The 13,853-nt window shown below is 44.3% G+C and carries 11 protein-coding genes; all 11 read right to left on the bottom strand.

The window, feature by feature from the left end; genetic code table 11:
- Nucleotides 1-9: 9 nt before the first annotated feature.
- Genes AC3GOJ_RS10060 through AC3GOJ_RS10010 form a run of 11 tightly spaced genes read right to left on the bottom strand, consistent with a single transcriptional unit; the run spans nucleotide 10 to nucleotide 13,737 of the window.
- Entirely contained in the window at nucleotides 10-816 is an 807-nt protein-coding gene (locus tag AC3GOJ_RS10060) for an aldose epimerase family protein (protein ID WP_488237335.1), read from the bottom strand.
- Entirely contained in the window at nucleotides 795-1,643 is an 849-nt protein-coding gene (locus AC3GOJ_RS10055) for an NAD-dependent epimerase/dehydratase family protein (protein ID WP_488237334.1), read from the bottom strand. Before AC3GOJ_RS10055 ends, AC3GOJ_RS10060 begins: the two co-directional genes overlap by 22 nt.
- The gene (gmd, locus tag AC3GOJ_RS10050; RefSeq protein ID WP_488237333.1) at nucleotides 1,643-2,692 is read right to left on the bottom strand and encodes a GDP-mannose 4,6-dehydratase; all 1,050 of its coding nucleotides are present in this window, start codon (nucleotides 2,690-2,692) and stop codon (nucleotides 1,643-1,645) included. The genes AC3GOJ_RS10055 and gmd overlap by 1 nt, the downstream gene beginning before the upstream one ends.
- A gap of 3 nt (nucleotides 2,693-2,695) precedes the next feature.
- Nucleotides 2,696-3,094, bottom strand: coding sequence for a GtrA family protein (locus AC3GOJ_RS10045; protein ID WP_488237332.1), 399 nt, complete (start codon nucleotides 3,092-3,094; stop codon nucleotides 2,696-2,698).
- Nucleotides 3,084-4,049, bottom strand: a complete 966-nt coding sequence (locus tag AC3GOJ_RS10040; protein ID WP_488237331.1) for a glycosyltransferase — start codon at nucleotides 4,047-4,049, stop codon at nucleotides 3,084-3,086. The genes AC3GOJ_RS10045 and AC3GOJ_RS10040 overlap by 11 nt, the downstream gene beginning before the upstream one ends.
- Before the next feature lie 15 nt (nucleotides 4,050-4,064).
- On the bottom strand, nucleotides 4,065-5,651 hold the full coding sequence (locus AC3GOJ_RS10035) for a hypothetical protein (RefSeq protein WP_488237330.1): 1,587 nt from the start codon (nucleotides 5,649-5,651) through the stop codon (nucleotides 4,065-4,067).
- Nucleotides 5,652-5,695: 44 nt separating this feature from the next.
- Nucleotides 5,696-8,245 carry a glycosyltransferase gene (locus tag AC3GOJ_RS10030; protein WP_488237380.1) on the bottom strand — a complete coding sequence of 850 codons (2,550 nt, stop codon included), beginning with the start codon at nucleotides 8,243-8,245 and terminating at the stop codon, nucleotides 5,696-5,698.
- Between the two features lie 14 nt (nucleotides 8,246-8,259).
- Nucleotides 8,260-10,221, bottom strand: a complete 1,962-nt coding sequence (locus AC3GOJ_RS10025; RefSeq protein ID WP_488237329.1) for a hypothetical protein — start codon at nucleotides 10,219-10,221, stop codon at nucleotides 8,260-8,262.
- Nucleotides 10,221-11,498 (bottom strand): ABC transporter ATP-binding protein, encoded by a 1,278-nt coding sequence (locus tag AC3GOJ_RS10020; protein ID WP_488237328.1) that lies wholly within the window; start codon nucleotides 11,496-11,498, stop codon nucleotides 10,221-10,223. The genes AC3GOJ_RS10025 and AC3GOJ_RS10020 overlap by 1 nt, the downstream gene beginning before the upstream one ends.
- Entirely contained in the window at nucleotides 11,498-12,292 is a 795-nt protein-coding gene (locus AC3GOJ_RS10015) for an ABC transporter permease (RefSeq protein WP_488237327.1), read from the bottom strand. The genes AC3GOJ_RS10020 and AC3GOJ_RS10015 overlap by 1 nt, the downstream gene beginning before the upstream one ends.
- On the bottom strand, nucleotides 12,292-13,737 hold the full coding sequence (locus tag AC3GOJ_RS10010; RefSeq protein ID WP_488237379.1) for a mannose-1-phosphate guanylyltransferase/mannose-6-phosphate isomerase: 1,446 nt from the start codon (nucleotides 13,735-13,737) through the stop codon (nucleotides 12,292-12,294). Before AC3GOJ_RS10010 ends, AC3GOJ_RS10015 begins: the two co-directional genes overlap by 1 nt.
- Nucleotides 13,738-13,853 lie beyond the last annotated feature (116 nt).

The following is a 13,853-nucleotide window of genomic DNA, read 5'->3' as shown; positions in this document are numbered from 1 at the left end:
TATGGAAGTTTACAGACACTTCGCCCCCCAACCAAGACGTAAGCTACCTGTAAACGTCTCACCGGGCGGCAACCTTACAGGCCTCTCGACACATACCGGTTCAATGCAGACAAAACGCTGCCAATCGTCATCTGCCATGTCATCGAGCTCTCTGCCTCCCTCTTTACCGGGGTTCCAGATCATCCATTGATCAAACCCCGTGCAGCTAAGGTCCAAAATGCGCCCATTTGCTTGCAATTGCAAAGGCGGGGCTTCTGCAAATAGCTTTTCACACGGGGCTTCACACCAAACCAGTTGGTGACTCCCTTTTAATCGCGGCTGATCGGAATATCTATCGTGGTAACCAACACCGGACAAACCCGTCAAAGTACAACTTCGGATGTCCATGGTAAAAAAATAGGGATGTAAACCACCCGTCCAGGAAAATTCCTGATTGCCTAGATTGATGACGGTCAGGGTTTGCTCAAAATGCTCAGACGTTAATTCCGTATCCAGAATAATCTGCGCATGGTAGGGCCATAAGCTGATGTCCCAATCATTAATCGTCAGCGTATGCCGGGTTCGACCAAGCGCAGAACCCTTATCCTGAGAATCGGCCAGCGTATTCTGCCACTGCATGTTGCGAGCAAAGCCATGTTTGCCGAGATCACCATATTCGGCAAACTGGGGAAAGATAACTGGCACACCGCCCCTAGGAATTTTGCCCGGAAGAACATTCAGTGCGCTTCTGTAAAACAAGTTCCCGACTGCCGTTGCGGTGGCTTCTAGAACCTGTGCACCAAGCGTTGACTGAACTAGTTTGACGCCAACATCCACGCTAGGGTGTTTTCTAACGAATAGCCATGAACGTGCCCAATAGCAGATTCAAGCTTCTCCGCATTTCCGGATAGGGTATGCACCTCATTGGCCCGAACAAACATGGGATTGACCGATACCTCTATGTGTTGACCTGACAGCTTCTCCGCCAAGGCGATCACTTCCCCCAACGAAAAGGCCCTGCCCGAGCATACATTGTAAATCTCCCCCAACTGGCCTTTTTCCAGCAGCCTCAAATAGACGTCGCAAACCATACGCACATCGTTGTACTCGCGGTATACCTCCAGATTACCAAGCTCAATCTTCTCGGCACCGCGTTTAAAATGATCAATGATCTTGGGGATAACAAAGCGCTGATCATGACCGACCCCCGTGTAGTTAAAAGGCCGTACCATGAGCAACGGTAGCCGGTCGGCATAGGTCATCGCCATATGCTCCATGGCCAGCTTGCTCGTGGCGTAATGGTTCACGGGCTTGGGGCAGACAGCCTCTGAGATTTCTCCGATCTGGTTGCCGTAAACGTTGGCACTACTCGCCAAAAGCACTTTCTCTGGCGGCGTGGGCAGAGCGATGAGCGCATTCAGAAGATTCAGGGTACCAAACAGGTTGACCTGATAAAAAGCGGATTGATCCGCGTGGGTCACTGCGCTAATCGCAGCCAGATGGACTACATGCGTCGGATTGGCTGCCAATATTTCCTGCTCAAGGGCTGGAGCATTGGTCAGATCGGACTTTAATTCAGTAACATCAAACCCGGATGCCACCGCAGCATCAACAAGGTGCCGTCCGGTAAACCCTTCGGCACCCGTGATCAGCAATCGTTTCATCAGAAAGAGAAACCGGCTTTATTTCTGCGCAAATCCGCCTCGACCATCATCTGGCATAACTGCTCCAGGGTGGTTTTTGGCTCCCAACCCAGCTTGGCTTTAGCGTGGGCCGGGTCACCAATGAGCAGTTCAACTTCGGCTGGTCGATAGAACCTGGGGTTGATGCGCATAACCGTCTTACCGGTTGCTGTGTCTACAGCGGTTTCATTCTCGGCCGTGCCTTTGAATTCAACCTGAATGCCGGCACCCTTGAATGCCATTTCGACAAAGTCACGGACTGTTTCAGTTCGGTTGGTGGCCAGAACGTAGGTGTCTGGCGTATCAACCTGCAACATGCGCCACATACCTTCAACGTATTCTTTGGCAAAACCCCAGTCGCGCTTCGCGTCTAGATTACCCAGTTCCATACACTCCAACTGGCCGAGCTTGACCTTGGCCACACTGTCGGTGATCTTGCGTGTGACGAATTCACGGCCACGCAGCGGGCTCTCATGGTTAAAGAGAATGCCGCTACAACCAAAAATGTCGTAACTCTCACGGTAATTAATGGTCATCCAATGCGCGTAGAGTTTGGCAACGCCATATGGGCTGCGTGGATAAAAAGGAGTATCTTCTTTCTGAGGAATAGCCTGAACCTTGCCAAACATTTCAGAAGTGCTGGCCTGATAAAAGCGAATCTTAGTATTCACCAACCGAATGGCTTCAAGAAGATTTAACGCTCCAATGCCCGTAATCTGGGCCGTGGTGGACGGCTGGTCAAACGAGACCCCAACAAAGCTCTGAGCTGCTAGGTTGTAAATCTCATCAGGTTGTACTTTTTGCACCAATGCGATGCTGGCACCAAGATCAGTAAGATCATATTCGACTAAGTGCAGGTTAGGGTGATTCTGAACACCCAGCTCTTCAATACGCCAGAAGTTAACAGAACTTGTACGGCGGTAAGTGCCGTATACCGTATAACCCTTCTCGAGCAAAAGTTCTGCCAAGTAGGCCCCGTCTTGGCCCGTGATGCCCGTTACGATTGCAATGCTCACAACAAACTCCTCCAAACTTTAAGACTCAGTGTGCTTAAACAAAAATTTTTTGGACGTGACGAAATTCACACCCAGCCCAACAAAGCTGCCAGCTGCCACGCCAAGTATGGGCCGATTATCCACAAAAGGCACAAAAGTAACCATCAACACATAACAAATATAGTTTACCATCCCACCACCAATCATTAGCCCAGCGTAAGACAGAAATTCTCTGACTAGGGAGAAGCTAGAGCTCTTATTCGCAAACGTGAATGATCTGTTTAGTATCCAAGTAAGTAAGATTGCACAGGTGAAGGATAGAATTCTGGCAACGTATGGACCCATCACCTCATAAAAAATCGATAGGACTACTGAATCCACAACAAAGCCGGCACTACCGACTATTGCAAATAGAAAGAATTCTTTTTCAAACTTCATTGTTGGTATCAAGCTTTGGCCGTGCATAAGAGAGATAGGCCAGCCTCTTTATTTCATGACGCCCGCGAGTCACGTTGTCCAAAATCAAACCACATGCAAACGACAACAACGCACAGATAATAAGCGACGCAGAAAGCAAAGCCGTGGGTAACCTAGGAACCAATCCTGTGTAAAAGTATTCAAGAAAGATCGGCCAAGAAAGAAGAATCGCAGTAAGCGTTAGAAGGATCGACAATCCGGTAAAGAAGTAAAGTGGCCTCTCCGAAATGTAGAGCTTAACAATAGTCTTTAGAATTCTCCAGCCATCTTTATAAGTTGAAAGTTTACTGTGCGAACCCTCTGGTCTTGCACCGTAGGCAGTAGAAATCTCCCCAAATGGCATACGCAATTCTAACGCGTGAACAGTCAATTCGGTCTCTGTTTCGAAACCTGAGGATAACGCAGGAAAGGATTTAGCGTACCTCCTTGTAAATGCTCGATACCCCGAAAGCATGTCGGTAAATTCACCGCCAAAGATCCTTACGACACTTTGGGTTAGCAGTCGATTTCCCCACTCATGGCCAGCTCTATATGCCTTTCCACTAGCAGCAGAATCAGTCACTCTACATCCAACAACCATATCCAGATCGTCATCAAGGAGCTTATCAACGAGTTTGCAAACAGCAGCAGCTTCATAAGTTGAATCCCCATCAACCATCACATATACATCAGCATCGACATCTGCAAACATTCTTCTTACAACATTGCCCTTACCAGGCAAAGATACGTGAACAACTTTAGCACCGCAGTCCTTCGAAACCTGTGCTGTACGATCATGCGAATTATTGTCGAAGACATAGACATCAATTTCAGGCATTGACTTTTTAAAACCAAGAACAACTTCTTGAATCGCCTTTTCCTCATTGAAGCAAGGAACAATAAGGGCAACACTTTGGCCCCGATAAAACGACTTCATTTGGAACTCCTGAATTTAATTAAAAGGTTTGTACCAGTCGGAAAATTCATTCTCAAAACCTTGTTCAAAAACAAATACACTAAACCCATTAATATCAAATGAATCAGTTATGCCGGGCAGATGCGACGCCAAAAAATTATTGTGCTTAGCCACTTCTTCTCTATTAAGTAACAAAAAAGTTTTTTTTATGGCTTTTGGTTCGTAGAAATTTTTTGAAGACATAAAAAAAGAAGGCTTAAGCGAATCGGCATCGAGATGAAATACTTTAACTTTGTAATCAGAAAGAACAGTGATTACATCCGCATTCCAGTAAGTTGCAAACCCACGCGTTAGCCCTCGATTTACTAGTTCGGCCTTTACTACATCAAACTGATTAACGGAATTATAGGGCTTTATGTAGTATATCCAGATATTTGAAAATGATACCACAACCATAGTCGCAATCAAAGTTCGACGATACAACGAAGGGAGATCGTTTAGAAACAAAGTAGACAGCAATATCAAAAAATACACGGGGATCATTAAGTATCTAGCAGCAGCAACCTTGTTGGTTATTGATGAAATAAATAAAACTGAAGCCAAGGAAATGATTAGAAGTGCAAGGCCAAAGTATTTGATATATATGGTTGTTAGAATAGGCTCAGAGTAATTATTCTTTCTAAAAATTATAAAAAAAGAGCACGCGATTAGGGCAAGCCCCAACCCAAGTTTTAAAAGGAAGAGAGCTGAAGAAAGCGACGCAAACCTCACACCAATAACTTCTTCAGATAGTAAAGAGAATAAGCCATCTAACAAGACCGGTAAGTTTTCACTTAAAGCAGTGGCGTAGGAAACTAACGTAGAGGCGTTTACACCGTCCAAAAATACAAAGTTCTTCTTAAGAATTGAAAAAATTAACAAGCCACAAACAGTAGAAACAACTAATATCGATAGCGAAATAAACGTTCTTACTCGTAATTCCCGTAAGCTCAACCCAATTGCAACAAGTGAAAGAGCTGATGGCAAAATGAAAAGTGGAACGTACCTGATTGAGGTGCTGTTGGCATAAGTCAAAATAAGAAACAAGCCTATACCACTCGTTAAGACAGGTCTCTTCAGATCAAGAATGTTTAAGACTAGAGTTGTTGCAAGGAGAATAAATAGCAATACATTACCATACTGACCTTGACCGAAAAAAAACTCTGACCATAGCGCAGAAACTCCAGAAAGGAGGTAAACCAAAAAAATATTTCTAACAAGACCACTTGTAAGCCGCCCGAGCAATTTGTATGTAAGATATGCAATTAATATGGATTGAAGGGCAACCCATACTTGGGTCCTTAAAAAAACACTATCGAGGAGTCCTTCTAAGAAATAAACAGAGTTAAATACAAACATCGGCCAAAAATCTTGAGAGTAAGCCCATCCGTTAACAAGTAATTGATTGGTTCTAATCTGTTCTAATGCAATCATCCCAGCTGTAGCAGCATCAGAATGAAAGCGCCATCTGTAGGTATGAAGAACAAAAAAAAGCAGACAGATAATGACCGTAAACAGAAGGAGATGGCTTGTGGCTATAAATTTGCCTTTATATTCCTTCGTTTCTTTTAAAAACTTATACATTGAATAGACTTAGTGGAATTTTAAAAAAACTGGTCTTTATTGACTCAGGCTATCGATATGAAAGATTTTGACAAATTTATCGAAAGCTGGACAAGCTCAGCATCCGTTTGGTTTTTCGTTTCGAGCATTGAAATTTTATGGATGACCCTATCCAAGCAGTTGTGACTCTCATCATAGAATCTCTCAATTGCGTCCATGTACTTCTCTGCACATATCTTTGAATTATGTTTTTCAATTATCATTTCTTTAGCTGACGATCCCAGCTTATACCGCAATTCCTTATCACTCCATAGCGTTTCTAATGCAGATACTAAATCTGCATCACCAAATTCGTCATCTATCATCCAGACAGGGCAACTAGCCAAATCACTCATAGCGCCATTAGAATTAACTATTGTAGGGAGTCCATACTTCATACAATCTAAAACTGCGCTTGAGGATTCTCCACGGGAGAGCGTTCTTAGTTGTACACCAATGTCTGCAGCCGCCAGATATTGATCATAAATTCGATCATCTGTCCATCCAGTAATTTTTATTTTCGATTTCACTTTATTTCGCTTGATAACTTCAAGCAGCTCTGAACCATAGTCTCCCATATGATTTTCACCTACAAAGATCAAATGGCAATTCTGTGTCTTTGAAAGTCCAGAATCTAGCCATGCTCTTAACAGCCTATCATTCATTTTTGTCGGACCAAGCATTCCGAATGAACAAACCAAAAAATCATTTTCATCAAACCCAAGTTCTCTGCGAGCATCGGATCGTGACTGAAACACTTTGGTCTCTCGTAAGAGCGGGATTATTTCCCACTTCTCTTGATTAATTCCATACCAAGATTCAGCAAGGCGTTTAGAGTATTTAGAATGGACTATTAGGCCTAATGCGTCTTCTATTACTGAAAAATTGCAAGGGTATTTCGATAAAAATTCGTCAGCATTAGTGCATGCACGCTTGAACTGAAGTGCAGTATATCCATGAGAGAGCAGTAAGCGACTATCCATTGCATCAGGTTTGTAGTTTTTTGCCTGCATGTAATTAAGCACACCTGACATAAAGAAATCATGGAGGACAACAACTCCGGGAGTCTCCTCAAGGAGGTCAAACATGTGCTTGTGATATTCGGAATTCCCAAAATGAAATAAGACTCGATCAAATTCCTTTCTTCTTTCTCTAAACTGTTCTATGCTCAAAACTTTACAATTGGATTTTATCCATTCATCTGTCATGACGTCCTGGTCTAAGACAACTGATATTTCATAGCATGCGGTCAAAGCAGGAATCAACTCGGAACTATATCCAGCTATACCAGATCTCAACGGAGGAAGTGGTGATAAAAAGGCCAATCTAGGCTTATATCCTATTGGTTTTTCGCTTTTACTACTTGGCAAAGAGCTTTTTAATGAATTTTCAATGAGCGTTATTGCTTTAATTGCAGTTTTGTCCCAGGAAAAATTCTTCTCTTGTTTAATTGATTTTTCTTTAAGACTAAAGCGGAATTGATCGTCCATTAGGGAACGCTCTATAAGCTTGGCCATGTCTTCAACTGAATATGGATCAAACAAGGCCTCTGGATTGCCAACCACTTCAGGCAGGCTCGAGGTGTTTGCTCCTAATACCACAGCACCACATCGCATTGCTTCCAGTGCCGGCAATCCAAAACCTTCGTGCCATGACGGAAATACAAACAGCCTGCATATGTTATAAAGCGAAACTAAGTCTTCTTCTGGCACATAACCCGTTAAAAGTAGCTGATTCTCTTCTAGTCCAAGTGATTCTCCAAGCCTAATTAGTGAATTCCTTGTCTCTTCCTGAATGGAGCAAACAATCGCTAGCTGATGGTTGGCGCGGATCGACTCAGGCATTAATGCATACGCTTTGATTAAACCTTCGATATTTTTTCTGTAGTCTATACCACCGGTGTACATTATAAAATCATTTATAATTCCGTATTTTCTTTTTAATCCAGCCATCGTTGCGTCTGACACAACATTCACTTTAAACTGCTCATCTGCGTCAGTCGAAATACTAACGCATTTATTTTTGTCAAATCCAAGATGATCGATACCCTCTTGAGCCGAGGACTCTGAAATACCTAACCATAAATCGGCCCGACTCAAATGCTCAATCTTTGATAAGTACCATCTTTTCACATCTTGGTTTTGCAGATAGATATCGCTGTTTATGTACGGTATTAAGTCATATAAAACAACTGCGGTTTTAATACTTTCATCAAACAACTTAATAGTAACAACTGCATCGTCACCCAAACCCTCGAATAGACTTCCTATTAAAACAAAATCAGGCTTTAGACTGGCAATAAATGCCTCCCGTGCAAGCTCCGCAACTTCACGACGCCATTTATTGTTTTCATTATTAAAAGCTGTGGGTTGATTTGAGTACCAGATTCTAATGTTTTCTTCGGGAATCAGCTCACTGAAGTGCTGCTTAATTCGCTCTATGGATTCTGGGAAGGCTCCATTTAACACCAGAAGAATTTCATGATCGCCTCTGTTTCTAGCGATTGCCGATGCAAGCGCCAAGGTATAGCGCCCTATGCCACGATTCCAACTCCCGGTGGATTGGGCACCTTGCATATCAATCACTATTCTCATCGACTTTGGCCCTGACGCTGCTCTATTGATATTTTTAGTTTGTTATAGATCATTCTGGCTTGTGGCATTAGTTCTTTTGTTAAATCTTCACAATTTTCTTTACTTGGGTTTTCAGCTTGGAGGACCTCTTTTATGTAATCAGGTTGGCTGCGCAAACGATCTCGCCAGCTTTTTAATAGTCTGTAAATGCCAATTTTTTGTGATAGCCACAATAATGTTCTGCGAAGCTTAGGTCTACCCAACAAATAGGCATTGAGCTTCCGGAGAAGTTTATTAATCAATGCCTTTGCACGGCTTTTGAATCCGTGCATTTTCAATAATCTAAACTGATTAACTGGCCACCTTAGGGGAGCCGTTATGCGCCAAGATTTGCTGTTATACACTGCGATAAGCTCTTGCCATCTTTGATTGGCTAGATTCCAATGATGATGATTGGATTCTAGGACGTTATGAAGTTCGGTTCTCTGCGATGCGATCTCTGAGTTGAGTTTTTCGACCATCTGCACTGATTGGTAGGCACGTGACTCGGCTTCTTGTGCGCGAACTTCAGATAGTGCGGCTTGTGACTCGGCTTCTTGGGCCACCTTTTCAGACTGAGCGGCTCTTGACTCGGCTTCTTGTGCGCGAACTTCAGATAGTGCGGCTTGTGACTCGGCTTCTTGGGCCATCTTTTCAGACTGAGCGGCTCTTGACTCGGCTTCTTGGGCAAGCCTATTCGATTGGTTAACTATACCAACCATTTCTTGCAATTGAGCTTGACTTTGTTGAACTGCCTGTATTGCCTGACCTAGATTGTTCTGGCATTGCTCATCTTTTGTTCGAGCGTCTTGGTATTGTCTCTCTAGTTGCTGAATTTTTGACTCTGTTTCAAATCGATTTTTGTCTGCCGCTCGTTCATTTTTTGCATTGGTAGTTTCAAATCGCTTAGAAAGCTCGCTAAAACGTTCTACCAAATCAACAAGGGTTTCTGGATTTAAATTCGCAACTGGCTGGCTCCATTGCTTTGGCGCAAAATCTTTGCGCAAATTTAGAATCGCATCAATTTCAGCCTGCTTCCACCCGCCTTCTAGTAGCCATAAATGAACCTTTGCCTCCAACGCTCCGAAAAAGGCCTTGTCTTTTTCTGAGTAAACACCTTGGGGAACAGAGCAATCTGAAAAGTCTACTCCGTCAATGCCGAGCTTTTGAAGCTTGATCAAAATCTCATGTTGATAATCTTTGGAATCACTAAGACGGTCGATACTAAATATGAGATCTGCATAGGTTGTCCCCTCCCGCAGCGCCAGGCACCATAGCATGTAGAAAACAAGGTAGCTTTCCTCCGTGGTTTTTGGCGTTGACTGATAATGCTGAATTGCTGCCACAACACCTTTACCATCAAATCTGGGGAGATCCATTGCTGCAAGCATGAGCCTTAATGGTGCAGGTGGATTATCAGCATGAATAATGAGTTGATTTGCTGCCTCGAAGTAGTTGTTGATTTTGTAGGACCACCATTGATCCCAGGGATTGCGCCACAGATAAAGATGTAGACCACCAATATAATTCTTAATGGCGCCAATACGGCCAGACGTCCGACACTCTTGGAATACGGGGCGCCCTTTGGCTACAGAAGTTAATGACTGCCAAAAGCCAATGCCAACATCTTCCTTTTTATTAGCAAAGTAGGACTGATAAACATACTTCTCCTTAATGTGCTCTTGCCATGCCGGCCACGCCTCAAATAGCTCCGAGAAGTATGGTTTCTCTAGCTTTGGGTGACGATTAATTGACGCCTCATGATCACCAAAGTTAACAATGAGGTCATCTGGTCTATTCTTTGCTAAAACTGCCATCTCATGCAAAGGCTCCTGAAAGCAAATATAAGCATATTTCGCACGTCGAAAAACATTAAAAATGTAGGTGCTTCCGGACCTAAACAAGGAGTGAATAAAAATTGGTTGATTAATTTTCTTCATTAATCATCCACCAAGTCTTTTATTTCCATTTGCATTTTCATTTCCAGCAAACCAGCAATTACTGTGGTTTCCTTAGACGCGGTGACTCTAAGTAGCGCAGCATCTACACGACGACTTAGGAATCGAACACCTTCAAGCGTATCCACACGAACACCACAATTAAAATAGTAAATACCTGGCGCCAAAAGATTCTGCAGAGAAAACTCGACTAATAATACTCGACCAGCATTGATAACATTTGAGGCCTCATTGGTCAGTTCTGAATCTGTGCCAAATATAGATATACCCTCAAGCGTTTTGAGCATCATCGCAAATTTAGGATTTGTTACATCTTCGTTAAACCTGACGCGGTAGCACCAACGAAAGGGCTCACCTGATTCAACGATATTAATGCGGTTCCCATCAAGATCAGCCAACCAACAGGCTTCAATCTCTGCTTCGCCATTACCATAAATCGTTTCGCAACTGGCAACCATACCCGGATCAAATCTCGCCGCATTAGGTATACGCTCAACTTCTGCAGGCTTTTTAAGGGGCTTATCTTTGCGACCGCCAAACAAGTACTGCTCGTACTGGTCGCATACCTGCTTGGCCGGCCCTATCTGAAACAAGGTTCCGTTTTTGATGAAGATAGCCCTATCGCAGATTTTTTTTACTGTTTCAACGTCATGCGTTACCAGAAGCAGAGTCGTACCCGCTGCTCTATAACCTTCGATTCTCTGAAAGCATTTGCGCTGGAATGCGGCATCGCCCACTGACAATGCCTCGTCCACAATCAGAATATCAGGGCGTTTGCAGGTGGCGACCGCAAATGCTAGCCTGACTTGCATACCGCTGGAATAAACCCTTACGGGTTGGTCAATGTACTCGCCAATACTGGCAAACGCCTCGATCTCGGGCATTAGCTTGATGATTTCTTCCGGTTGCATGCCCAGTAACTGACCCGCCATTAAAGCGTTCTGGCGACCTGTAAAGTCTGGATGAAAACCCATGCCGAGCTCTAGCAGCGCCGCAACACTACCAGTGGTTTGCACGGTTCCGGCGTTCGGCTGGGTTGTCCCGGTGATCATTTTAAGCAAGGTACTCTTACCCGCACCGTTAACCCCAACGATGCCCACAGCCTCACCCGCGTGAATGGAAAAATTAACGTCTTTGAGCACCCAATGTAGTTGGTGACGAGCCACACCACTTGGGTAGAGCCATTCGACGATTCTTGCCCAGCGGGAAGGATATTGCTTGTAGGCCTTTCCCAGGTTAACTGCTGTGACGGTTCCCATTAGAGTTCATCCACCATTTCACCCGAATGCTTTCGGAACAATCGAAACCCGAGGGCACATAGCATGGTTGCCAATATAGCGGGATAGATCAGCGCTTCCCAGTCTGGCCACTGGCCCGCTGAAATTACGGTTTGAAATCCTTCCATGATGGGCGCCATAGGGTTAATGGCAATCCAATCACGAACCGATTCAGGCATGATATTTGTTGTGTAGACGATTGGGGTTAGCCAGAACCAGAACGTAACGAAGATGCCAAAGAACTGGCCAACGTCCCTAAAAAAGACGTTTAAAACACCCAGCGTTACCCCTAAGCCAATTGAGAACAAAACCAGCAAGGCAAGCAAAGGAATGACGCTTACGAAAACAATGCCAGGAAAGCTGTCTGTAATAATTAAGAAGCCAAGAAATAGGCTAAAAACAATGGCAAAATTTACGAGTGCTGTCGCTACGATAATTGTGGGTAAGCATAGTCGTGGAAAATTCAGTTTCTTCAGCAGGTTTGCGTTGTCGAGAAAGACGGCTTGACCCCGCCCAACAATTTCCGCAAACAGCCCCCAAGTTAAGGTGCCCGCGCAGAGGTAAATGCTGTAGCCATAAACGTTACCGACCCCTGGCAATTTTGCCTGCATGACTTGAGAAAAGATGATGGTGTAGACGGCAATCATGGCCAGTGGATTTAAGACTGCCCAGGCAGCACCGAGCATGGATGCCTTGTACCTGGTCTGAAATTCTCGCTTGACGCTCCCAGAAATGAAGCTACGATAAGCCCATAAAGGTTTTGCAAAACGTAGCATCAGACCCTGCCGTAATTGTCTTCAAATCGGACGATATCGTCTTCACCGAGATATGTACCGCATTGCACTTCAACCAACACGAGATCTCGATCCGTTCGATTCTCAAGGCGGTGTTTATGCCCCGCGGGAATGTAGGTCGATTCATTTTGTTGGACGAGGAACTCTTCATCGCCGTTAACAACCACAGCTTCTCCCTGAACAACAATCCAGTGTTCGCTCCGGTGTTTGTGCATCTGGAGGCTAAGCCGCGCACCTGGCTTAACCTCAATTCGCTTCATTTTGAAATCCGGCGCTTCTTCCAAAACGGTGTATGTACCCCATGGACGACAGACTGTTTTGTGCAATTTAAACGCATCATGGTCGATTTTCTTCAGGAGATTCACGACAGTTTTCACGTCTTGCGAGAACTCTGGGTTAGCCACAAGTAGTGCATCAGGGGTATCAATGATCATCACGTTGTCCAACCCAACTGCAGCCACTAGCCGATCTTCTGACTGCACAAAGGTGTTATGACTGTTTACGAAGACTACATCGCCATAAGCACGGTTGTTCTGGGAATCTGGTTCTATCAGATCACGAATTGCACTCCAAGAGCCAATATCACTCCACCCTATATCACTGGGAACTACAGCGACCTTGTTAGACCGCTCCATAAGCGCATAGTCGACGGAAATATCTTCTGCACCAGAAAAAAGCCGCTCTGGAATTTCTAGCATGAGCTCACCTTGCATTGCACTTACTTCAATCGCGTCCCAACATTTTTTGCATGTGAGGGCAACTTTGGGCGCGTAGAGGCTGAGTTGGCCCAGGAATTGACTGGCTTTGAAACAGAACATCCCAGCATTCCAGAAGTAATTTCCGGAGTCCAGATATTTTTGAGCTGTTACAGCATCAGGTTTTTCAACAAAAGCCTCTACCTGATAAGCATTGGTCAATTGACCACCTGCCTTAATGTAACCAAATCCCGTTTCCGGTGCTTTGGGCACGATGCCGAATGTCACCAAAAAATTGGCCTCTGATGTTGCTAGCTCTGTGGCCGTTTTAACAGCTTCAGCGAATGCGATCTCATCTTGAATCAAATGGTCTGCCGATAAAACCAACATGACTGCATCCGACCCAAATTTATCAAGAATATAATGTGCCGCCATCGCAATTGCCGGGGCCGTATTCCGTCCACAAGGTTCAAGTAGAAACGGGCCAGCAGCTCCTGCCTTCTGAAGCTCATCGCGTGTCATGAAATAATAATCACGGTTAGTCACCGTAACTATTTTGGGGCCAAATTCACAGTCTATGAGGCCAGGAAGCTTTGTTGCGCGCCGATAGGTTTTTTCTAACAACGTTTCACCGTCAGCCAATTTCATAAACGGCTTAGGATGGCCTTCACGTGAAACAGGCCATAAGCGCGTACCCGCACCACCTGACAAGACAACTGGTATCAACTGCATATTTTTAGATTGATCTTGATTTAGAGAAAAACTCTTAAAAAATTTTAGCCAAAAACACAAGCCTGATATCTACAAAAAAACATAAGACATTATAGCATAGCCACGACAGCACAAAA

The sequence above is a fragment of the Fluviibacter sp. genome, assembly GCF_057744235.1.
The sequence above is the reverse complement of the archived record's forward strand: the minus strand, read 5'-3'. Positions and strand labels throughout refer to the sequence as shown.

Coding starts and splice junctions, on each gene's coding strand:
- AC3GOJ_RS10055 (WP_488237334.1), bottom strand. CDS start 1,643: ATGAAACGATTGCTGATCACGGGTGCCGAAGGGTTTACCGGACGGCAC.
- AC3GOJ_RS10045 (WP_488237332.1), bottom strand. CDS start 3,094: ATGAAGTTTGAAAAAGAATTCTTTCTATTTGCAATAGTCGGTAGTGCC.
- AC3GOJ_RS10040 (WP_488237331.1), bottom strand. CDS start 4,049: ATGAAGTCGTTTTATCGGGGCCAAAGTGTTGCCCTTATTGTTCCTTGC.
- AC3GOJ_RS10035 (WP_488237330.1), bottom strand. CDS start 5,651: ATGTATAAGTTTTTAAAAGAAACGAAGGAATATAAAGGCAAATTTATA.
- AC3GOJ_RS10030 (WP_488237380.1), bottom strand. CDS start 8,245: ATGCAAGGTGCCCAATCCACCGGGAGTTGGAATCGTGGCATAGGGCGC.
- AC3GOJ_RS10025 (WP_488237329.1), bottom strand. CDS start 10,221: ATGAAGAAAATTAATCAACCAATTTTTATTCACTCCTTGTTTAGGTCC.
- AC3GOJ_RS10020 (WP_488237328.1), bottom strand. CDS start 11,498: ATGGGAACCGTCACAGCAGTTAACCTGGGAAAGGCCTACAAGCAATAT.
- AC3GOJ_RS10015 (WP_488237327.1), bottom strand. CDS start 12,292: ATGCTACGTTTTGCAAAACCTTTATGGGCTTATCGTAGCTTCATTTCT.
- AC3GOJ_RS10010 (WP_488237379.1), bottom strand. CDS start 13,737: ATGCAGTTGATACCAGTTGTCTTGTCAGGTGGTGCGGGTACGCGCTTA.